Genomic DNA, 20,355 nt, shown 5'->3' on the forward strand with positions numbered 1-20,355 from the left:
CGGCCTGCCCAAAACTGAGCCGGGGCGGCGGTACGGACCGCCGGGAAGGAGGTCCCATGGCGGACAGCGGGATTCTGGTCGCGGTGCGGGAGCACCCTCGGGACGCGGGGGTCGGCTCGGAGCAGTGGGCCGGCATCGGTGAGGCGATCGAGGCGCGGGGGTTCGGCGTCCGCTGGGCGGTCGGGGCGACCGACGCCGAAGCGGTGTTGCGGACGGAGGCGGGGCTGACCGCGGCGCTGGTCGCCTGGGACCTTCCCGCCGCAGGGGGCGGGGAGGGGGAGCCGGGGGGTGCCTCGGTGCTGCGCTCGATCGGCCGGCGCTTCCAGGATCTGCCGGTCTTCCTGGTGATGAGCGACGACGGCGTACACGATCTGCCACTGTGGGTGTCGGAACTGATCGTGGGATACGTGTGGCCGCTGGAGGACACCCCCGGCTTCATCGCGGGCCGGATCACCACCGCCGCGCGCCATTACCGGGAAGCCGTCCTGCCGCCCTTCTTCCGGGCACTGCGCCGTTTCGACGACGCGCACGAGTACTCCTGGCACACCCCGGCCCACTCCGGCGGTGTCGCGCTGCTGAAGTCGCCCGCCGGCCGGGCGTTCCACGACTACTTCGGGGAACGGCTGCTGCGCAGTGACCTGTCGATCTCCGTCGGCGAACTCGGCTCGCTGTTCGAGCACACCGGCCCGATCGGCGAGGCGGAACGCAACGCGGCCCGGGTCTTCGGCGCCGACCTCACCTACTTCGTGCTGCACGGGGACTCCACCTGCAACCGCGTGGTCGGCCACTTCAGTGTCACCCGCGACGAGATCGCGCTGGTGGACCGCAACTGCCACAAATCGGTACTGCACGCGCTGGTCGTCTCGGGCGCACGCCCGGTCTATCTGATCCCCACCCGCAACGGCTACGGCCTGGCCGGACCACTGCCCCCGGCGGAACTCGCGGCGGACTCGGTCGCGGCCCGCATCGCGGCGAACCCACTGACCGGGCAGGCCCTGTCACCGGACGCCCAGTACGCCGTCTTCACCAACTCCACCTACGACGGCCTGTGTTACGACGCCTCGGCGGCGGCACGGGCGTTCGCCCCCAGCACTCCACGGCTGCACTTCGACGAGGCCTGGTTCGCGTACGCCCGCTTCCACCCCCTCTACGCGGGCCGCTACGGCATGTCGGTGGACGAGCACACCTTCCCCGGGCCGGACCGGCCGACGGTCTTCGCGACCCAGTCGACCCACAAACTGCTGGCCGCGCTCTCACAGAGTGCCATGGTCCACGTCAGGCCCGCTCCCAGGGCGCCCGTCGAACACGACCGGTTCAACGAGGCCCTGATGATGCACGGCACCACCTCCCCGCTCTATCCGATGCTCGCCTCACTGGACGTGGCGACCGCGATGATGGACGGTCCGCAGGGCCGCTGGCTGATCGACGAGGCGGTGACCGAGGCGGTCCGGTTCCGGCAGGAGATGGTGCGCATCCGGCGCCGTATCGAAGAGGCGGGCGACCGGCCGCCATGGTTCTTCGGCGTGTGGCAACCCGAGACGGTCACCGACCCGACCACCGGCACCCGACTGCCGTTCGACGAGGCACCCCCCGCCCTGCTGCACACGCAGCCGTCCTGCTGGCACCTGGAACCCGGCGCCTCCTGGCACGGGTTCCCCGCACTGACCGACGGCTACTGCATGCTCGACCCGATCAAGGTCACCCTGACCTGCCCGGGCATCGACGCGACCGGCGAGACGGCCGGGTGGGGCATCCCGGCCCGGGTGCTCACCGCCTACCTGGCCACCCGGCACATCGTCGTGGAGAAGACCGACACCTACACCACGCTCGTGCTGTTCTCCATGGGCATCACCAAGGGCAAGTGGGGCACGCTCCTCGATGCCCTGATGGACTTCAAGGCACTCTACGACGAGGACGCCCCCCTCGACCGCGTGCTCCCCGCGCTGGTCGCCGAACACCCCGGGCGCTACGCCGGCCGGACCCTGCGCGAACTGTGCCAGGACATGCACGACCACCTTCGCTCGGCCCGTCTCGTCGACCTGCTGGACACCGCCTTCCGTCAGTTGCCGGAACCCGTCGCCCCGCCGCAGCTGTGCTACCAGCGGCTGATCCGCGGCGGTACGCACCGCGTGCGGCTGACCGACGCGCCGGGCCAGGTGGCCGCTGCCATGGTCACCGTCACCCCTCCCGGCATCCCCGTCCTCATGCCCGGCGAGAGCGTCGGTGCCCCCGACGGCCCCCTGCTGCGCTACCTCACCGCGCTGGAATCCTTCGACCGCCGCTTCCCCGGATTCCGGAGCGAGACCCACGGCGTGACCGTGGACCCCGACACCGGCGACTACCTCATCGAATGCCTGCGACCGACCGCGAACGACGGAACAAGCGCGACGCGCCGAGCGACGACACCGGCCCAACGCGGCCACGACGAACGGAACCGGGCTCCGGGCCCTCCCCGGCGGGGGTGACGCCCGGGACGGCCGGCTCGCGTTCGTTGATCATTCTTGACGCAGGCTCATGACCAGGTCGCGCGGCAGGCCGTGGGTGTCGTGGAGGTAGTGGAAGTCCTCGTCCGTCAACGGGCCTTGGAACCGGGACCGGGCGAGGACCTGCCGGCCACGGTTCAGGAGCCGGCTGAACCGGCGCTCCTCCTCGATCAGCAGCCGACGTACGGCGACGGATTCCCCGTCCTGCTGGAAGCGGTCCAGGGTGTGTGTGATCAACTCGTCGGGCAGGTCTCCCAGATGGCGCGACGGATCATCCCGCCACATCACCGTGAGCACCCGTCGCAGCAGGCGGCGCAGCACATAGCCCCGTCCTGTGTTGGCCGGGCGCACCCCGTCGCCGATGACCACCACGGCTGAGCGCAAGTGGTCGTAGAGCAGGCGCAGCGACGGTTCGTCCAGCGGCCACAGGGCCGGTACCAGACGGCGCCAGGGTTCGAAGACATCGCACTCGAACACGGACGACTTGCCCTGGAGCAGCGAGGCGAGCCGCTCGACGCCGAGCCCGGTGTCGACGTTGGGCTGAGGAAGCGGCACGAGGGAACCGTCCTGGAGCCGCCGGTGGCGCATCATCACGTGGTTCCACACCTCCACCCAGCGGTCGTCGCGGGTGGGCGTCGACATGGGCGGGGAGTCACCGGTCCAGAGGAAGATCTCCGAGTCGGGTCCGCACGGGCCGACGGGCCCGTTGGACCACCAGTTGTCCTCCACGGTGAGTTCCACGGGGACGCCGCGGCTCTGCCACAGCTCCAGGGAAGCGGTGTCCGGGCCGGTCTGCCCGTCGCCGGCGAAGACGGTGGCGTGCAGCAGCCCCGGATCGACACCGAGCCCCTCGGTGAGCAGCCCGTAACCCCAGTCGAGGCTCAGGGAGCCGTCGTAGTCGCCCAGCGACCAGGTGCCGAGCATCTCGAAGACAGTCAGATGGGTGGCGTCGCCGACCTCCTCCAGGTCCGTGGTCCGAAGACAGCGCTGCACATTGACCAGCCGTCTGCCCAGCGGATGAAGGCGCCCCTCCAGGTACGGGGTGAGCGGATGCATGCCGGAGGTGGTGAACAGCACCGGATCGCCCGGTGGCGGCAGCAGTGTCGAGCCGGTGATCCGGCGATGGTCACGCTCCTCGAAGTACTCGACGAACGTGCGAATCACAAGGTCCGTGTCCATGGGGGTGGCTCCTTCGCGTCACAGCGGGGGGAGGCACCGGACAACGGGACCGCGCGGTCATCACACCGGGGCAGGAACGCCACGGAACCACCGGCGGGCCGTTTCCGGTCGCCGATGGGAAAGGGGGAAGGTCAGGCGGCGGCAACCGGCGAGCTGGTCGCTCGCGCGGTCGCGGTGATGCTTCGGCCCATGACGTTCATGGCGGGAAGATAACAGGCCGTGTCCCTCGGGAGCACATGTATTTCCCTCCGGGAGGGCGCGCACCCCCGAAAGGGGTTGGCCGAGCACGGCACCCACCGAGCCCCGGTGACGGTCGGCCCGGTGCTGCTGGGCCTCGCGGGCGCTACGCGTTCACGCCTCTTCGCTGAGGAGGATCGCGGCGGCGGGGCAGACACTCGCGGCCTCCCGCACGGCAGTCTGCTGCTCGGCCGCCGGCTCGGCGTCCAGCAGGACCACGACGCCGTCCTCGTCACGCTGGTCGAACACCTCGGGGGCGATGAGCACGCACTGGCCGGCGCCGCAGCACTTCACCTCGTCGACGGTGATCTTCATGGCAGTTCCTCCTCGTGATCCTATGGGGCTGGTGCGCGCCCGCGGCTCGGGCGGGGCGTGATGCCGCCCTCGTCACCACCTGACCGGGAGCTCCCGCAGCGGGGTGGTGATGAGTCCTTCGACGCGGCGCAGCTGTGCCGGGGCGACGGCGAGGTCAAGGCCGGGCAGACGGCGCAGCAGCACCCCGAGCACGGTCTGCATCTCGGTGCGGGCGAGCGGCTGGCCGAGGCAGGAGTGCGGTCCGGCACCGAAGGCGAGGTGCGCGTTGGGGGTACGGCCCAGGTCCATCTCCTCGGCGCCCCCGAAGGCAGCGGCGTCGCGGTTGGCCGCCGCCATGCTGCACACCACGGTGGTGCCCTGGGCCAGCAGCGCGCCGCTGGGCACCTCGGTGTCCTCGTGGACGTAGCGGAGCATGCCGAAGCCCGGGTAGGGCTCGTAGCGGAGCACCTCCTCCACCGCGGAGCGGATGAGCGAGCGGTCCAGCAGCAGCCGCTCCCAGCGGTCGCGGTCGGCCAGCAGCACGGCCGCCATGGTGGTGATGAAGCCGGCGGTGGTCTCGTGCCCGGCCAGCAGCAGGGCCTGGCCGGTGGCGGCCAGAGCCAGGTCGGACATCGGGCGGCCCTCGGCGTCGGTGGCCGCGATCAGCTGGCTGATCAGGTCGTCGCGGGGGGCCTGGCGCTTCTCGTCGACCAGGCCGGACATGTACGCGCCGAAGTCGCGGTGCGCCGCCTCCATCTCCGCGGCGGTGTACTTGGAGAGGTTGAGGAAGATGTCGGACCAGTTCTTGAAGGCGTCGCGCTCGCTCTCCGGGACCCCGAGCATGTCGCAGATGACGTACACCGGCAGCGGGAAGGCCAGATGCCGGACCAGGTCCGCGGGGTGGCCGTACTCGAGCATGTCGTCGACGAGTCGGTCGGCCATCGCCTCGATCCTGGGCACCAGGGCCCGCATGCGCTTGGCCGTGAACCACTTGCCGACCATGCGCCGCCAGCGGTCAGGTCCCTCGGCGTTGAGCGCCCTCGCCATCGGGCTGTCGAAGATGCTGCCCGTCTCGATGGCGGTGATCCGGGCGGCGTCGGGCCGGGCCAGGCCCGCACGGCTCAGCCGGGGGTCGGACAGCGCGAGCCGGACGTCCCCGTAGCGGGTGAGCAGAGTCGCCCGGTCGCCGCTGGGCAGCGTCACATGTGCCACCGGGCAGGTCCGACGCAGCTCCGGCCACTCGACGGGGGGCTCCAGCGCCGCCGGGGCGGTGAGCGGGTAACTCATCGTACGGTCCTGCTGAATCTCACTCACGAGGGCTCCTAGAGGTCCGTGCCTGACCGGCGAGCCCAGCCAATCCCACAGTGAGTACTCATTCAAGCGACTGACTTAAATATGGCGTGAAACCTCTGCGTACGAAGCGCGGCGGGGTGTGGCACGGCCGGCCGATACCGCAGTGACCCGGGCCCGCCGATGTCTGTTCGGCGGGCCCGGGTGTCGGTGTGGGGAAGGAGTCTCCCCGTGATGGTCAGTTGATGCGGACGATCTTCCAGAGCTGATCGTCGACATTGACGCTGTTCCACTGGACGACGGCCGCGCCGTCGGTGGTGGAGGACTGGGCGACGCCGGCGACGAGGGCGCTGTGCACGTTCTGGAGCTTGTAGTACCCGCCTCCCGCGTCGGTGAGGGTCCACTTCTGGGAATCGGCGCCGGACGCGGTGTTCTGGACGACTGCCGCGCCCGCGGTGCTGGAAGAGCCGCGGATGTCCAGGTTGAGGTCGCTGTTGACGTTCTTGATGGTCCAGGCCCCGTTGCCGGCGGACTGGAAGGTGAACAGCTGGCAGTTGCAGGCGGAGTCGCGCCACTGGTCCGCCGCGGTGCCGGTGGCGGTGGAGGCACCCGGGATGTCGAGGTACTTGCCACTGTTCTTGTTGACGAACACGTACTGACCGGTGCCGAGCGGTGGCAGGGCGGTCTGGGCGAGGGTCCAGCGCTGGCAGGCGCAGCCGGTGGTGTCCCATTGGTCGGCGGTGGTGCCGGCGGCCGTGGAGGCGTTGGGGATTTCGAGGTTCTTGCCGGTGAGGCGGTTGGTGACGGTGTAGCCGCCGGAGGGGTGGGGGGCGACGGCCCATTCGTGGTCGACGGTGCCGTTGTCGTCCCATTGCAGGATCGTGGCGCCGTTGGCGGTGGACTGGTTCTGCACGCCCAGGACCTTGCCGCTGGCGGCGTTGAAGATCTTGAAGTAGCCGGAGGGCTGCTGGGCGAAGCGCCACTGCTGGTCGGTCGCGTTGTCGGTGTTCTGCTGGGTGGCGGTGGTGCCGTTGGCGGTGGAGCCGCCCGCGATGGTGAGATTCAGGTTGCTGCCCGCGTTGACGACGGTGTAGGTGGCGCCGTCGGAGATGCCACCGCCCAGGTCGATGGTGCCGTAGGAGACGGGGTTCAGACCGGAGCCGTTGTAGCCGCCGCTGAGAACCAGCAGGCTGTGGCCGTCGGGCAGCGGGAGCATGCCGCGGCTGTAACCGCCCGGGACGGTCGACTGGATCCGGGTCCAGGCGTTGGCGGCGCCGTTCTGGGTGTTGAGGAACAGGTCGGTGCTGCTTTGCGCACTGACCACCAGGGTGCCGTTGGGGCCGCCGGTGGGGAGCCAGGTGATGAAGGGGTTGCAGCAGGGGACGTTGCCGTCCGTCGTCCTCAGCGGGATGCCGGTGACGCTGCCGAACGCCTCGGGGTCGGAGGAGATCTTGTAGTAGACGGCGAAGTTGCCTTCCGGCGCGCCACCGTACTCGTAGCTCAGCACGTAGTTGCCGTTGGGCAGCTTCGCGACGGTGGCCATGCCGGGGCGTTGGCTGTAGGTGGGCATCGCCACGTCGTCGACGACCGGCCCCCAGCCGACGCCGTCCGTGGTGACCTGATGGACGAGCTTCTGGCCGTGGGCCGGGTCGCGCTGGTCGGAGTAGTAGACGATCAGCTTGTTGCCGGAGACCAGGAAGAACGGCTCCCACACCGGGGTGAAGCCGTTGCTGGCGGTGGCCTGGCCGCCGGTGGCGATGTTGCTGACGAAGCTCCAGGTCAGTCCGTGATCGGTGCTGGCGTACATGTCGATCTTGGTCGCCGACCGGTTCCCGGGGACGGAGTCGCCCGCGACGAGGATGGTTCCGGCGGGGAAGTTGCCGATCGCGGTGGGCAGTTCGAACAGCTGGGGCTCCCAGCGCATGCCCCAGCCGTTCTGCGTGTCGGCGACGTCCGAGATCTTCGACCAGGTGTTGCCGTCGTCCGTGCTGCGGTAGATGGGGAAGACAGGCGTACCGGAGGTGTACTGCTCGAAGGTGGCGAGGATCGTGCCGTTGGACGATCCGCTGTGCTGGAGCTGTATCGCCCGTGGGTAGAGCGAGCCGGGGGCCGGCGCGTTCGACGGCGGGGTGTACATGGTCTGCGAGGGGCGGGAGACGGCGTGTGCCCTGCCGGCGGCGGGCAGCAGCATAGTCGCCGCGGCGAACATCAGGGTGAGGAGGAGGACCAGGAGATCGATGGGACGAGGAGCGGCGCCGGGTCTGGCGCCTCGACGGGCAGGGGACATGTGCGGCTCCGAACAGGCGAGGAACAGAACGGGTGCGGGACAGGGCAGGACAGGACAGGACAGGTACGCGGCAGCTCTCGATGCCAGGGCAGGAGAGGTTGCGCCGGCGTGACGGATCCGGTGGTGCGGGGGCGCGTCGGCGGCGAGGGGACGGCGGAGGTGCGAGGGCGCGTCAGCCGGAGGGGCGGCGGAGGTGCGGGGTCGCCGTCAGCGGCGGTGGGAGGGCGGAGGTGCGGTCGAGCCGCGGACGACGAGTTCGACGGGGGGATCGCTCGCCGGCGGCAGATCGGCGTCGGGCCGCTCGATGGCGTGCACGAGCAGGCGGATTCCTTCCGCGGCAGCGGCTTCTAAGGGCTGACGTGCGGTGGTCAGGGGAGGGGAGACATAGGCGAAGACAGGGTTGCCGTCGAAGCCCACGACGCTGATGTCCTCCGGCACGCGACGTCCGGCTTCCCGCAGCGCGTGGATCAGGCCTATGGCCATCTCGTCGCCCGACGCGAACACCGCGGTCACCGACCTGTCGGAGGCGAGCGCCCGCCCCGCGGCGTACCCGGAGGCCGGAGACCAGTCACCGTTCAGCAGCGGCGGTTCGTGCGCGCCCCGGGCCGCGAGCGCCGCCCGCCAGCCCTCGATGCGGTCCTTGGTGGCGTACCAGCGCCGCGGACCGGCGAGGTGATGGACGGTCGCGTGCCCCAGATCCAGCAGATGCTCGGTGGCCGCCCGTGCCAGATCGTGTGCGCCCACCCCCACGGTCACCGTCCGGCTGGCGGGGAAGGCCGGCGGCGCCCCGAGGAAGCAGACCGGGACGTCGAGACGGACACGGACCTTGCCCTCCACGATCGGCTCGGAGACGACGATGCCGTCCACGCCCTGATCGAGGAGCGACTCCAGGGCGGCCGCGATGCCGTCCGGGTCGCCGTCCGGCGTGTTGACCACGCGGAGCGCGTACCCGGCATCCCGTACGGCCTGCTCGATGTGCACGAGGAGCGAGGCGGTTCCGTAGCCGGCGGTGCCGAGAGAGACCACACCGATGGAACGGGTTCGGCCGGATGCCAGCGCCCGCGCGGCGTTGTTGAGTCGGTAGCCGAGTTCCTCGGCGGCGGCGAGGACGCGTCGGCGGGCCTCGTCGGAGACGTACGGCTCGTTGTTGAGAACTCGGGAGACCGTCTTCCGCGATACGCCGGCCACCCGAGCCACGTCCGCGCTGCGCGGCGCGGGGGAACCCGCGCCAGGGTCCGCTCCTGATGTCATGAGATGTCCCGGATGATCGAAGAACTGTGCCGGCCGAGGTCAGTGCTCTGACCCCGCGGTCTGACCGCGCGGTCATATCTACGCACTCGACGGTGGTACGTCAAGGGTTCTCGCAACGTCGCCTTCGTCGTGGGACGGGATGACGGCGGCGGTGGACGCGGTGGCGTGAGTGGTCATGGGATTCCGGGCGAGGCGTCCATCGGTGAATCGGTGCACGTCAGCTGCCCAGACCCGGGGATGGGAGCGATGGTGCAAGCCCGAGGGCCGGACGGTGTGGGGGCCTGCGGGTGGGGGCGTGGAACGGTCGTTCGCCAAGGCGTGCTGGACGCGGGGCCTTGACAGGGTGTCCCCAGGACGTTCATGCCTCCAGGCGTTCGCAGGTCGAGTTTGTTCGATCGTGTTTGGTTCTGGTTGAGTCGACCGTTTCCTTCACCCTCTCGGGCGAGCAGATGGCACACCCATCGGACCCCGCCACGCTGGCCGCCGTGCTGGACCGCATCGTCCGGGAGTCAGGCGTGCGGCCGACCCGCGAGGCACCCGCCGGCGTCGAGGTGGTCCGGCGGCGCGGTGCCGACGCCGACCGCCTCTTCCTCATCGACCACGCGGGCCACGGCGCCGAGGTTCCCGCCGAAGGCTTCGAACTCCTCACCGGAAAGCCGGTCACCGGCTCGGTCACGGTCCCCGAAGGAGGCGTCGCCGTGGCCCGCGAGCCCCTGCGCGCGAACCGAGTTCGCCAACGGCATCGACGCTCAGCCACGCCCTGCGCACCCCTGGCCTCCGGCAGGGGTGAGATCCCGAACTGGCGCCGTCCCAAGAGGTGGCCGGAGAGGGCACGTGAACCACTCCCGTCGGGCCCTGGCTGGTGACCGCTCGGGAATCAGCCTTCGGACAGTTGCTCGCACAGCACCGCGCCCAGGGTGATGGGCTCGCGGCCGAGCAGGGCGGCCAGTGTCGGATCGACGGTGGCGAACTCGCCGGCACGGCTCGCGGCGAAGATGCCGAGCAACTGGTCCGCCAGCTCCGCGGGGGCACCCTGGCTCACCAGCTGCTCCCGGAACTCGTCGTCGGGGACGGTGGTCCTCGTCATGGAGCGGCCCGTTGTCCCGGTGGCGATACCGGCGATGTCATCGAAGGTGAGCGCGTGTCCTCCCGTCAGCGGCGGCGTGGGGCCGTCGAAGCGGCCTTCGTCGGCCAGGATGGCGGCCGCCGCGTCGGCGAGGTCGGCGTGCGCGGTCCAGGCGACCGGCCCGTCCGCGGGGAGCGCGAGCCGGCCGGACTCGGCCGCGTGACCGAGGAATCGCACCGCGCTGGAGGCGTAGAAGCCGTTGCGCAGCGAGGTGAACGGCACGCCGCAGGCGCGCAGTGCTTCCTCCGTGGCGGCATGGTCGCGGCAGGCCTGGAAGTGCGATGTCGGGCCGGCGCCCATCTGGCTGGTGTAGAGGATGCGCCGGGCGCCCGCCGCGACGGCCGCCTCGATCGCGGTGCGGTGCTGCTTGACGCACCCCTCGCCCATTTCGTCGACGGAGACGATGAAGACCTGCGAGGCGCCCTCGAAGGCATGGGCCAGGCCGACGGCGTCGGTGAAGCTGCCCTGTCGTACCCGTACCCCTCGGTCGGCGAGCGCCTGCGCCTTCTGCGGGTCGCGGACGCTGACGCCGACTCGGTGAGCCGGCATGCGCGTGAGCAGCCTCTCGACGATCTGACGCCCCAGCTGCCCGTTGGCTCCGGTCACAATGATCATGATGCGCTCCCTGTCACGACGGTTGTTTCCGACGGAAACAACTTCAAGGTATCACTGATACTAACGTCGGAATCAAGAGTGCAGTAACATCGATACATGCCAGCACGTTCGCGCGACGGAGACGGCGTCACCGCCATCCGGTCCGACCCCGCGTCCCCGGGCCGGGAGCAGACCCGCCAACGGGTCATCGAGGCCGCCATCGACCTGTTGACGCACGGAGGTCGTGACGCGGTCACCACCCGCGCGGTCGCCGACGCCGCGGGCCTGCAGCCGCCGGCCATCTACCGGCTGTTCGGCGACAAGGACGGACTGCTCGACGCGGTGGCCGAGCACGGCTTCGCCGCGTTTCTGGCAACCAAGCATGTCGACCCGGACCCTCAGGACCCCATCGAGGATCTGAGAGCCGGCTGGGACGTCGCGATCGAGTTCGGGCTGGCCAATCCCGCCCTGTACACGCTGATGTATGCCGAACCCGCCCGGACCGAATCGGCCGCCTTCAAGACCGGCATGGAGATACTGATGGGCCGCATCCGGCGCCTAGCCGCCGGCGGCCGGCTCCGCGTCGACGAGGAACTCGCGGCCCAGATCATCCACGCCACGGCGCGGGGCGCCGTGCTCACCTGGCTGTCCCTCCCCCAGGAGAGGCGCGACCCGGCCCTGCTCACCACTCTCCGGGAGTCCATGGTCGCCGCCGTCACCAACGAGCGGCCGGCCGTGAAGGACCCGGGGCCCGCCGGCGCCGCCCGCGCCCTGCGCGCCGCACTGCCCGACCAGACGAACCTCAGCAGCGCCGAGCAACATCTGCTGCGGGAGTGGCTGAACCGCCTCGCCGCCGACGGCTGATCGCCGACGGCTCCCAGCCGTGGACGACCACGATGCGCGGCACCGCCGTCGTCCACGGCGACCGGTCGCTCCAGGCCGCGGATGTCCGACCGGAGCGCGGCGCCCGCGGTCGCGCACCCGGTGCGCCGGGCCGCGGCCCAGGCGCGCCCGAGACACTGGCCACCTATTGGCTGTCCGACACCGGCTGCTCGCGCTTGGATGGCGTCCATGAGCATCGATGAGCACGAGCGGCTGATGCGGACCAACCAGGAGAACTGGGACGCGCGCACCCCGGTGCACGTGGCCAGTCGGTTCTACGGCCTCGAACAGGCCCTGGACCCCGCGCGCTGGTTCGCCCCCTTCGAATGGGAGGACCTCGGGGACCTCGACGCACGGGACGTTCTCCACCTCCAGTGCCACCTCGGCACCGAGACGATCGCTTTCGCCCACCGAGGAGCGCGGGCCGTGGGCCTCGACTTCTCCCCGGCGTCCGTCGCGGCGGCCCGCACCGTCGCGGACCGGGCGGGAGTCGACGTGACGTACGTACGGGCGAACGTCTACGACGCGGTCGAGGCTCTCGGCCCGCAGCGCTTCGACGTCGTCTACACCGGCAAGGGAGCCCTGTGCTACCTCCCTGATCTCCCGCGGTGGGCGCAGACCGTCAGCCGCCTGCTGCGCCCCGGCGGCCGACTCTACGTCGTCGAATTCCACCCGCTCCTGAACGCCCTCGGCCCGAAAGCCGCCCCCGGTGAGGGCCCCGAGCTGCTGCTGCGCCACGACTATCTCGGCGGCCGTGGTCCCGTCCACCGCGATGCGACGTACACGTACACCGACGGCCCGGCGGTCGAGGGCGTGCGGGACAGCTACGAATGGATGCACGGCATCGGCGAGGTCGTCAACGTGGTGACGGAGGCGGGGATGACCGTCCGGCGGCTCCGGGAGAGTGACGAGCTGCCGTGGCCGCGCTGGCCGCACATGGTCCGTACACCGTCCGGCTGGTGGCGCCTGCCCGAACCCCGGATCCCACTGCTGTACAGCCTGCTGGCGATCCGCTGAGAGCGGTGTTCGGACGGACGGGCGACTGCTGACGCCGCGTACGACCGGCACCGCCAAAAAGCGCCCGAGCCTTCGGCGCCCTTCGCGGCACTCCGCCCCGCTGGATGGGATCCAGCGGGGCGGGTCCGCGCTCGGTTCAGGCGCGCTTGAGGTGGACGGCCACCGTCTGGCTGGCGGTCACCGGCTGCGCGTAGTCCGGGTCCGTGGCGGTCGCTCGCCCATCGACCTCCACGTCGCCGCGCTGGAAGGGCGTGTCCCCGGTGGGTACGGCCGTCGCGGTCCAGGCCGCGGGTGCGTCCGGCGTGCAGGACACCGACGTGGTGAAGGAGCCGCGGATGAGCTTCTGCTTCTTCACCTGTGTGACGTCTCCGGCAACGTCCACCTGCACCGGCTTGTTGCAGCTCACCGTCCCGTGCAAGGTGGCGTTGCCGTTCAGGGTGCTCGCGGTGCCGTCCAGGGCTACGGCGAGGCCGAGGCCGAGCTGGGCCGGCGGGGCCAGGTTGTCGATGTGGACTTCACCGCGCGCCGCGGTGGTGCCTCCCTCGCAGTGCTGTTCAAAGGTGGCGTCGAGCTTCTGCACATAGCCCTGCGGGCCGAACACGACGTCGGAAATGGTGAATTCACCGGTGAGCGTGTTGCATCCGCGCCCGTTTCCGCTGAGGTCCAGACCCGGCTCGGTCGGGGCGTTGAACGGGGAGCGGGTGGCGCCGGTGTAGGTGCCTGGCGCGAGGACCTTGCCGGAGGGCGCCGCGAGATCCAGGGTCCACCAGTCGCCGTTCGCTCCGTCGGCCGAGAGGTGGACCGCGTTGTCGGCGTTGTCCGCCGAGATGTTCAAGCGGTCCTGGGACGCGGTCGAGTAAGCGTAGGACTGGCCGCCGCTGATGTAGTCGCCCTCGTCGCCGCTGAAGCTGAAGGACCCTTGGGCGATGGGCAAGGCTTGCGCGTCGGCGCCGAAGAGCAGGCCGGTCGTGCTGGTGGCCATGCCCAGGGCCAGTACGAGGACGGCCGTGCTACGGGCGAAGACGCGTCTGGGTGCGTTGACTGACATGGATGATCCCCCTGAGAGATGACGTGCCCCGTTGCCGATGTACGCGCTTTCTGCGTCGGCGGAGCGAGTCTGTCAATCAGCGACACCTGCGACAACTGGGTTTCGAGCGACGGCAGTTGCAGTTTCGGCCAACCGCTGGGAGCAGAGGACGGCGTGGCCGCCGGGACAGGTGTGCGCGCCTCGCCTCTGTGCCAGGGGCCCACCCCGCCCATTGGCGGGACCGGACCGAGCCGCCCGCACCCAGGATTAGGATGGCCAGGGTGACGGCAAGAACCAGTGATATTGAGAAGGCGGCCGGTGTGCTGCGCGCCGGAGGGCTGGTGGCCTTTCCGACCGAAACCGTCTACGGTCTGGGCGCCAACGCCGAGGATCCCGCCGCTGTCTCCCGCATCTTCCACGTCAAGGGGCGTCCGCCCTCCCATCCGCTGATCGTTCACCTCGGCGGCGCGGAGCGGCTGGACGACTGGGTCGAGGACGTGCCGGCGCCGGCACGTCTGCTGGCCGAAAGCTTCTGGCCGGGGCCACTCACGCTGGTCCTGCGACGCGGCCGCCGGGTGCCCCTCGAAGCCACCGGTGGCCTTGAGACGGTGGCCGTGCGTGTGCCCGACCACCCCGACGCACTCGGACTGTTGTCGGCCTTCGGTGGCGGTGTCACGGCCCCGTCCGCCAACCGCTTCGGCCAGGTCAGCCCCACCACGGCGCACCACGTCCGGGCGGAACTCGGTGATGCCGTGGACTTCGTGCTCGACGGCGGCCCCTGTGAGGTCGGCGTCGAGTCGACCATCGTCGACGCCACGGGCCAGATCCCGAGCATCCTGCGGCCCGGCGGGGTGACGCGCGAGGACCTCGAAGCGGTACTGGGACACCCGCTCGCCGTCCCCTCGACGAGCCACGTACGGGTGCCGGGCCAGCACCCGTCGCACTACGCGCCGAGTGCGCGGGTCGTCCTCGTCGAGCCCGAGAAGGTCGTCGCCGAAGCGGTGCTCGCGCAGGAGCTGGGACACCAGGTGGGCGTCTTCCTTCCCCCCTCCTGCGCCGGCGCCGCGCCGAAGGCGCACTCCGTGGTCACGGTCCCCGATTCGACGGCCGCCTACGCGCGCGGGCTGTACGGGTTCCTGCGCGAATTCGACCGGCAGGGGTGTGACCTGATCATCGCGTCCCTGCCCGCGGAGGAGGGCCTGGGACTCGCGATCGCCAACCGGCTCCGCCGCGCCGCGGGGCCCCGGCACTCCGTGTGACCGGAACCGACGCCGAACGGTGTCGTGCCTGCCGGGGTGCCCACCACCCCGGTGGGCACCCCGTGGCCGGTCCGCGTAACCCCGCCACTGATCCTTACAGAGCCGGGGCGACCGGCATGTCCAGGCCACGGGACGCGACGAGGCGTGCCGTCCCGTCGGCCAGGCCGTAGCAGAGGCCCACCACGGCGGCCTGCCCGGCGGCGACCCGCTCGGACAGCAGGCGGGAGCGGTCCAGCAGCAGGTCGACGGTGTGCCCTATGTGTTCCGCGAGGATCTCTTCGGCACTCACGCGTCCGGCGGCCCTGGCCGCCAGCACGCTGGGAGTGACGCGCTCGACGACGTCACGGATGTAACCGGCCGGTGCCACGCCGTCCTCCAGCGCGGCGCACGCCGCGCCGACCGCCCCGCACGAGTCGTGGCCGAGGACCACGACCAGGGGGCAGTCCAGCACGTCGACGCCGTACTCGATGCTGCCGATCACTTCCGGGCCCATGACGTGGCCGGCGGTGCGCACGACGAAGAGATCGCCCAGACCGCGATCGAAGATGATCTCGGCGGCCAGGCGGGAGTCGGAGCAGCCGAACAGCACGGCGAACGGGCGCTGGGACGGAGCGACCTCGGTGCGGCGGGTGGCGTCCTGGTTCGGATGGTCCGGAGCACCGGCGATGAACCGCTGGTTGCCGGCCAGCAGCAGCTCGAAGGCTTCACGGGGCGTCGAGGCCTGGATCTCTGTCATGGCCGCAGGTTACGGCAGGCCCGGCGCGGACGCGCGACCCGGGGGCCGACGAGCGAGCTCGGCGGGCGCGGGAGCTGGACATTTCGTAGATTGAAGAGCGAGCGACTGGCAGGGAATGCGTGTGACACCGAACATCGACTACCCAGGCGTGTTCGCCGCCCTTCCGAGTCCGTGCCTGGTGCTTGGCACGGACCTGGTGATAGCCGATGCCAACCCGGCGTTCTGCGAGGTGACCGGGCGAAGCCTGCCCGAGCTGCTGGGGCAGTACCTCTTCGACGCCTTCCCGGACAATCCCGCCGACCCGCAGGCCGACGGGGTGGAGACGCTGAAAAGCTCGCTGCACCGTGTCCTGGCCTCCGGCCAGACCGATCACATGACCTTGCAGAAGTACGACATCCCGGTACTCGGCAACCCGGAGGGGTTCAAGGAGCGGTGGTGGACGGCGATCAACGTGCCCGTCCTCGGCCCGGACGGAAAGGTCGCCTGGATCATCCACCGCTCGGAGGACATGACCGACATAGTCCGCGCCCGCCGCGCGGCGCACCTGCCGTCGGTCAGCCCCGGCCGGGAAGCGGCCATGGAAGCCGAGCTGTACGTGAGGGCGCGACAACTGCAGCAGTTGAACGAGGAACTACGCCGGGCCCATGCCCGTGAACGGCGCATCGCCGTCGCCCTCCAAGAAGCCATGCTGCACTCCCCGGACCTGGCCCGGCATCCCAATATCGCCGTGCGCTACCTGCCCGCGACCGGATCACTGAACGTGTGCGGCGACTGGTACGACGCGGTCGACCTGCCCGCGGACCGCTTCACGGTCACGGTCGGCGACGTGGTCGGCCACGGGCTGACGGCCGCCACCGTCATGGGCAGGCTCCGCAGCGCGCTGAGCGCCGCCACCCGCACCGTCCACGGGCCCGCCCAAGCACTGGAGGTCCTGGGACTGTACGCCCGCTCGGTCGAAGGGGCACTGGCCGCCACCGCAGTCCAGGTCCTCGTCGACAGCCACAGCCAGCTACTCATCTACAGCAGCGCAGGCCACCCCCCACCCGTCCTGCTGCACCGGGACGGCTCCCACGACCTGCTCGACCAGGCCACCGACCCACCCCTGGGCGCCCGCCCCGAGCACGTCCCCCGCCCCCAGGCGAACGCCAACTACACCCGTGGCGACACCCTCGTCCTCTACACCGACGGTCTGATCGAGCGCCGCGACGAGGACATCGACGTCGGCCTGAGCCGCTTGACCTCCACGCTCGCCACCTGCACCGGGTTCGGCGCGGAGCACCTCGCCGACGCCCTCCTCGCCCGCCTCGACGTGGCCAGTGGCGCCGACGACGACATCGCCATCGTCGTCGTCCGCCTGGACCGAACGACCCGACCGTACTGATCAGGTGAGGCGACGGCGCCGAGCACCCGACCGGAGCGGGCACAGGATGTCGGGTGCGCCAGGCTTGGTCCTTCCTAACGTTGGTGATCGAAAGGGAAGGAGGCCGGGGTTGCTGGATCGGCTGAACCAGGCCATGGAGCACATCGAGAGCCACCTCGACCAGCACATCGAGGTGGCCGCGCTGGCCCGGATCACGGTCACGTCCGAGTACCACTTCCGGCGGCTGTTCTCGTCACTGGCGGGGATGGCGCTGTCGGAGTACATCCGGCGTCGGCGGCTTACCGTCGCGGGGGCCGAGGTGCTGGCCGGCGAACCGACCTTGCTGGAGATCGCGATCCGCTACGGCTACACCTCGGGGGAGGCCTTCGCCCGGGCGTTCCGTGCCGTGCACGGTGTCGGTCCCGGCGAGGCCAGGCGTACCGGCGCGGCTCTGAACTCGCAGCCCCGGCTGTCCTTCCGCCTCACCGTCGAAGGGAACAGCATCATGCGATACCGCATCGTGGAGAAGGAAGCATTCCGGGTCGTCGGCAAGAGGGCCCGCGTCCCGCTGATCTTCCAGGGCGTCAACCCGCACATCGCCGAGCACATCCAGAGCATCCCGCGGGAGACGATGCTGCGGATCGCCGGGCTCTCGGACCAGGACCCGGAGGGAGTGGTGTCGGCGACCGTGCGTCTGTCGGACGGTTTCGAGGAGGGCGGCGAACTCGACTACTACCACGCCGTGGTGACCACCGTCGCCGAGTTGCCCGAGGACCTCGACGTGCTGCAGTGCCCGGCGGGCACCTGGGCCGTGTTCGAGAACACCGGGCCGTTCCCCGAGGCGCTGCAGCGGATGTGGGGTGCCGTGGCCGCCCAGTGGATCCCGTCCAACCCGTACGAGTACCGTCCTGGGCCGGAGATCCTGCGCACCCGCCAGTCTCAGGACGACCCGGCACAGTCCTACGCGCAGCTGTGGATCCCGGTGACCCGCACCACGGCCTGAGGAGCCGGCGCCAGGTGACGTTCCGAGGGCGAGGCGCCCGGCCTCGGAGCTCCCGCCCCGGTCGGGCCGAGGCAGGCGATGGCAGCCCCACCTATCGGTGTCGACGGCTAGACCGGTCATGCCGCTTTCCGTGGCCTGGCTTGTGAGCCATGGGGGGCCGGGCGCATGATGACCCCGTGAACGACTGGATGCGTGCCCGGAACGGCTGGACGATCCTCCTGATGTTCTGGGGAGTCACGCTGACCGCCGGGCTGCTCGGGGAAGCGACATCACGGACGTTCTTCGGGCATCACCACGCGTCCGTCATCCCGAACCTGCCTGTGCTGGTGGGCGGCTCACTGTTCGTGGCCCTTGGTGGAACTGCCGGTACTCTGCGGCGTCGCCGACGCCAAGGCTGACGAGCACCGATACGCCGACATCCGTCCCGCGAGGGGACGCAGGTGGCGCGCGACAGCGCACAGTCGGGCGGCCACCGAGGCGGACATCGTGATCCGGAGCTGGCAGAATACGGCGGGCCATGAGTATCCGCTCATCGTCGAGTTCCGGGACGGGCTGCCATGACCGCGACAGGCAAGATCCTCAAGCGAGAGCTCGCCGACTGGCCGGCGGCCTGACCTCCATGGGGCGCCCTGAGACGCCGCTGGATCCCGGCGCCGGTCCGATAGCCCGCTTCGCCGACGAGTTGCGCTCCCTGCGCCGGGCGGCCGGCAGTCCCACCTATCGGCTCATGGCCCGACGGGCGCACCTCTCGGTGACCGCCCTCTCACAGGCCGCGTCCGGTAAACGACTGCCCACGCTGGAGGTGGTGCGGGGCTACGCACGGGCATGCGGGGCGGACCCGCAGGTGTGGAAGCGACGGTGGGAGGAAGCTGCCGCCGAGGTGGCCGCGGCCGACCGCGGGGACGACGACGCGCCCTACCTGGGACTGGCGCGATTCGGGGCAGGCGACCGAGGACTGTTCTTCGGACGAGAGAGGCTGGTCGAGGACCTGCTGGCGCTCGTGCGGGAACATCGGTTCGCGGCGCTGCTCGGCGCGTCGGGCAGCGGCAAGTCCTCGCTGCTGCGCGCGGGTCTCGTTCCCCGGCTGGAGCAGATCGTGGCCGAGCGGGGCTGGGAGGCGGTGCTGGAGGTGGTCACCCCCGGTGCGAGACCGGCGGCCACCCACCTCTCGCTGCTGACACCGCGGCAGGGCGGCCCGGAGCGGTGGGTGGTGGTGGACCAGTTCGAGGAGGTCTTCACCCAGTGCCGCGACCGCGCCGACCGGTGGCGGTTCGTCGATCTGCTGCTGGCCGCCCGAGATCCGGGCAGCGGGCTGCGCGTGGTGATCGCCATGCGGTCCGACTTCCATGCGCGGTGTGCGGAGCACAGGGAACTCCTCGACGAGTTGCGGCACGCCGGCCTCGCGGTCAGGCCGATGAGCCGGACGGAGATACGCGAGGCGATCGTCAAGCCGGCCGCGGCCGCCGGACTGCGGGTGGAACGGGAACTCACCGCGAGGATCACCGAGGAGGTCGTCGATCAGCCGGGCGGGTTACCGATGCTCTCGCACACCCTGCTGGAGACCTGGCGGCGCCGCCGCAGCGGCGTGCTGACGGTGGCCGCCTACGAGGCCGCGGGCGGGGTGGACGGGGCGATCGCCGCCACGGCCGAAGACGTGTACGGCCGACTGTCCCCGGAGCAGGCCCGTACGGCCCGCCGCGTCCTGCTGGCGCTCATCACACCGGGCGACGGTGCCCCGGACACCCGCCGACCGGTCAGGCGTGCCGAACTGCGGGAGTGGAGGGACCCCGAGGTCCCCGTCGTCGTCGAACTGCTCGCCCAGGCACGGCTGTTGACCGTGGACGTCGAGACCGTGGAACTCGCCCACGAGGCCCTGATCACCTGCTGGCCCCGGCTGCAGGGCTGGATCGAGGAGGGCCGCGAGCGGCTGCGTCAGCACCGCCGTCTCACCGAGGCCGCCCGAGTCTGGCAGGAACACGGCCGCGACCCCGGCGTCCTGTACCGGGGTGCCCGACTGTCCCTGGCCGAGGCGCTGTTCATCGAAGGTGAGGACTCCGGCGAGGATCTCACCGCCGGCGAACGGTCCTTCCTCTCCGCGTCACGGGTCGCCCGGACGATGGACGACTGGGCGGAAGCACGTACCAGACGCAGAACGCGGAGCCTGGTCGTCGCCCTGTCCACAGCCCTCACGGTGGCGCTGGCCGCCTGCGTGGGCGCGTGGCAGCAGGACTGGACCGCCGCGAACGAGCACACGAAGCCCTCGCCCGTCGGGTCGCCCTGCCCACCGACCCCCTGAGGGCCGTGGTTCACGGCCGGGTTGTTTATGTCTC

17 protein-coding genes are annotated in these 20,355 nt (G+C 70.7%); 9 read left to right on the top strand and 8 right to left on the bottom strand.

Annotation, left to right across the window (positions count from 1 at the left end):
- The first annotated feature begins 56 nt into the window (after positions 1-56).
- Positions 57-2,465: an Orn/Lys/Arg decarboxylase N-terminal domain-containing protein gene (locus ACFYMM_RS17390; RefSeq protein ID WP_388387208.1), complete on the top strand. Its 2,409-nt coding sequence runs from the start codon at positions 57-59 to the stop codon at positions 2,463-2,465.
- Positions 2,466-2,495: 30 nt separating this feature from the next.
- Here ACFYMM_RS17390 and ACFYMM_RS17395 read toward each other — a convergent pair whose 3' ends face one another.
- The 5 genes from ACFYMM_RS17395 to ACFYMM_RS17415 all read right to left on the bottom strand — a co-directional run bounded on the left by ACFYMM_RS17395 (position 2,496) and on the right by ACFYMM_RS17415 (position 9,021).
- Complete coding sequence (locus ACFYMM_RS17395) at positions 2,496-3,662, bottom strand: alanine--tRNA ligase-related protein (protein ID WP_388387210.1); 1,167 nt, start codon at positions 3,660-3,662, stop codon at positions 2,496-2,498.
- Between the two features lie 351 nt (positions 3,663-4,013).
- On the bottom strand, positions 4,014-4,214 hold the full coding sequence (locus ACFYMM_RS17400) for a ferredoxin (protein ID WP_388387212.1): 201 nt from the start codon (positions 4,212-4,214) through the stop codon (positions 4,014-4,016).
- Positions 4,215-4,286: 72 nt separating this feature from the next.
- Positions 4,287-5,480, bottom strand: a complete 1,194-nt coding sequence (locus tag ACFYMM_RS17405; RefSeq protein ID WP_388387357.1) for a cytochrome P450 — start codon at positions 5,478-5,480, stop codon at positions 4,287-4,289.
- Between the two features lie 241 nt (positions 5,481-5,721).
- Entirely contained in the window at positions 5,722-7,770 is a 2,049-nt protein-coding gene (locus ACFYMM_RS17410) for an RICIN domain-containing protein (RefSeq protein WP_388387214.1), read from the bottom strand.
- A 207-nt stretch (positions 7,771-7,977) separates the two neighbouring features.
- Positions 7,978-9,021, bottom strand: a complete 1,044-nt coding sequence (locus tag ACFYMM_RS17415) for a LacI family DNA-binding transcriptional regulator (protein ID WP_388387216.1) — start codon at positions 9,019-9,021, stop codon at positions 7,978-7,980.
- A gap of 449 nt (positions 9,022-9,470) precedes the next feature.
- Here ACFYMM_RS17415 and ACFYMM_RS17420 point away from each other — a divergent pair, with 449 nt between their 5' ends.
- Positions 9,471-9,887 carry a Beta-galactosidase C-terminal domain gene (locus tag ACFYMM_RS17420; protein ID WP_388387218.1) on the top strand — a complete coding sequence of 139 codons (417 nt, stop codon included), beginning with the start codon at positions 9,471-9,473 and terminating at the stop codon, positions 9,885-9,887.
- An 11-nt stretch (positions 9,888-9,898) separates the two neighbouring features.
- Here the strand turns inward: ACFYMM_RS17420 and ACFYMM_RS17425 are convergent, their stop codons facing one another.
- Positions 9,899-10,762 carry an NAD(P)H-binding protein gene (locus ACFYMM_RS17425; protein WP_388387220.1) on the bottom strand — a complete coding sequence of 288 codons (864 nt, stop codon included), beginning with the start codon at positions 10,760-10,762 and terminating at the stop codon, positions 9,899-9,901.
- A 96-nt stretch (positions 10,763-10,858) separates the two neighbouring features.
- On the opposite strand from ACFYMM_RS17425, the gene ACFYMM_RS17430 reads away from it, so the two are divergent.
- A complete protein-coding gene (locus ACFYMM_RS17430; protein ID WP_388387223.1) occupies positions 10,859-11,605 on the top strand; it encodes a TetR/AcrR family transcriptional regulator in 747 nt (248 codons plus the stop codon).
- A 207-nt stretch (positions 11,606-11,812) separates the two neighbouring features.
- Positions 11,813-12,640, top strand: coding sequence for a class I SAM-dependent methyltransferase (locus tag ACFYMM_RS17435; RefSeq protein WP_388387225.1), 828 nt, complete (start codon positions 11,813-11,815; stop codon positions 12,638-12,640).
- 136 nt (positions 12,641-12,776) lie between these two features.
- On the opposite strand, the gene ACFYMM_RS17440 is transcribed toward ACFYMM_RS17435, so the two are convergent.
- On the bottom strand, positions 12,777-13,688 hold the full coding sequence (locus ACFYMM_RS17440) for a hypothetical protein (protein WP_388387227.1): 912 nt from the start codon (positions 13,686-13,688) through the stop codon (positions 12,777-12,779).
- A gap of 251 nt (positions 13,689-13,939) precedes the next feature.
- Between ACFYMM_RS17440 and ACFYMM_RS17445 the strand changes: the two genes are divergently transcribed.
- Positions 13,940-14,926 carry an L-threonylcarbamoyladenylate synthase gene (locus ACFYMM_RS17445; protein ID WP_388387230.1) on the top strand — a complete coding sequence of 329 codons (987 nt, stop codon included), beginning with the start codon at positions 13,940-13,942 and terminating at the stop codon, positions 14,924-14,926.
- A gap of 94 nt (positions 14,927-15,020) precedes the next feature.
- Here the strand turns inward: ACFYMM_RS17445 and ACFYMM_RS17450 are convergent, their stop codons facing one another.
- A complete protein-coding gene (locus tag ACFYMM_RS17450; RefSeq protein ID WP_388387232.1) occupies positions 15,021-15,662 on the bottom strand; it encodes a carbonic anhydrase in 642 nt (213 codons plus the stop codon).
- A 121-nt stretch (positions 15,663-15,783) separates the two neighbouring features.
- On the opposite strand from ACFYMM_RS17450, the gene ACFYMM_RS17455 reads away from it, so the two are divergent.
- The 4 genes from ACFYMM_RS17455 to ACFYMM_RS17470 all read left to right on the top strand — a co-directional run bounded on the left by ACFYMM_RS17455 (position 15,784) and on the right by ACFYMM_RS17470 (position 20,321).
- Positions 15,784-17,043, top strand: coding sequence for a SpoIIE family protein phosphatase (locus ACFYMM_RS17455; RefSeq protein WP_388387234.1), 1,260 nt, complete (start codon positions 15,784-15,786; stop codon positions 17,041-17,043).
- A gap of 109 nt (positions 17,044-17,152) precedes the next feature.
- Positions 17,153-18,025, top strand: a complete 873-nt coding sequence (locus ACFYMM_RS17460) for a GyrI-like domain-containing protein (RefSeq protein ID WP_388387236.1) — start codon at positions 17,153-17,155, stop codon at positions 18,023-18,025.
- A gap of 176 nt (positions 18,026-18,201) precedes the next feature.
- A complete protein-coding gene (locus ACFYMM_RS17465; protein WP_388387238.1) occupies positions 18,202-18,423 on the top strand; it encodes a hypothetical protein in 222 nt (73 codons plus the stop codon).
- Between the two features lie 221 nt (positions 18,424-18,644).
- On the top strand, positions 18,645-20,321 hold the full coding sequence (locus ACFYMM_RS17470) for a hypothetical protein (RefSeq protein ID WP_388387240.1): 1,677 nt from the start codon (positions 18,645-18,647) through the stop codon (positions 20,319-20,321).
- The last annotated feature ends 34 nt before the right edge of the window (positions 20,322-20,355 follow it).

Source organism: Streptomyces sp. NPDC006739 (genome assembly GCF_042869815.1).
Lineage (GTDB): Bacteria > Actinomycetota > Actinomycetes > Streptomycetales > Streptomycetaceae > Streptomyces.

Excerpts from the sequence above, each read along its gene's own strand:
- ACFYMM_RS17395 (WP_388387210.1), bottom strand. The coding sequence starts at position 3,662 with ATGGACACGGACCTTGTGATTCGCACGTTCGTCGAGTACTTCGAGGAG.
- ACFYMM_RS17470 (WP_388387240.1), top strand. The coding sequence starts at position 18,645 with ATGGGGCGCCCTGAGACGCCGCTGGATCCCGGCGCCGGTCCGATAGCC.
- ACFYMM_RS17440 (WP_388387227.1), bottom strand. The coding sequence starts at position 13,688 with ATGTCAGTCAACGCACCCAGACGCGTCTTCGCCCGTAGCACGGCCGTC.
- ACFYMM_RS17425 (WP_388387220.1), bottom strand. The coding sequence starts at position 10,762 with ATGATCATTGTGACCGGAGCCAACGGGCAGCTGGGGCGTCAGATCGTC.
- ACFYMM_RS17450 (WP_388387232.1), bottom strand. The coding sequence starts at position 15,662 with ATGACAGAGATCCAGGCCTCGACGCCCCGTGAAGCCTTCGAGCTGCTG.
- ACFYMM_RS17390 (WP_388387208.1), top strand. The coding sequence starts at position 57 with ATGGCGGACAGCGGGATTCTGGTCGCGGTGCGGGAGCACCCTCGGGAC.
- ACFYMM_RS17410 (WP_388387214.1), bottom strand. The coding sequence starts at position 7,770 with ATGTCCCCTGCCCGTCGAGGCGCCAGACCCGGCGCCGCTCCTCGTCCC.
- ACFYMM_RS17445 (WP_388387230.1), top strand. The coding sequence starts at position 13,940 with ATGGCCAGGGTGACGGCAAGAACCAGTGATATTGAGAAGGCGGCCGGT.
- ACFYMM_RS17415 (WP_388387216.1), bottom strand. The coding sequence starts at position 9,021 with ATGACATCAGGAGCGGACCCTGGCGCGGGTTCCCCCGCGCCGCGCAGC.
- ACFYMM_RS17400 (WP_388387212.1), bottom strand. The coding sequence starts at position 4,214 with ATGAAGATCACCGTCGACGAGGTGAAGTGCTGCGGCGCCGGCCAGTGC.
- ACFYMM_RS17420 (WP_388387218.1), top strand. The coding sequence starts at position 9,471 with ATGGCACACCCATCGGACCCCGCCACGCTGGCCGCCGTGCTGGACCGC.
- ACFYMM_RS17405 (WP_388387357.1), bottom strand. The coding sequence starts at position 5,480 with ATGAGTTACCCGCTCACCGCCCCGGCGGCGCTGGAGCCCCCCGTCGAG.
- ACFYMM_RS17435 (WP_388387225.1), top strand. The coding sequence starts at position 11,813 with ATGAGCATCGATGAGCACGAGCGGCTGATGCGGACCAACCAGGAGAAC.
- ACFYMM_RS17430 (WP_388387223.1), top strand. The coding sequence starts at position 10,859 with ATGCCAGCACGTTCGCGCGACGGAGACGGCGTCACCGCCATCCGGTCC.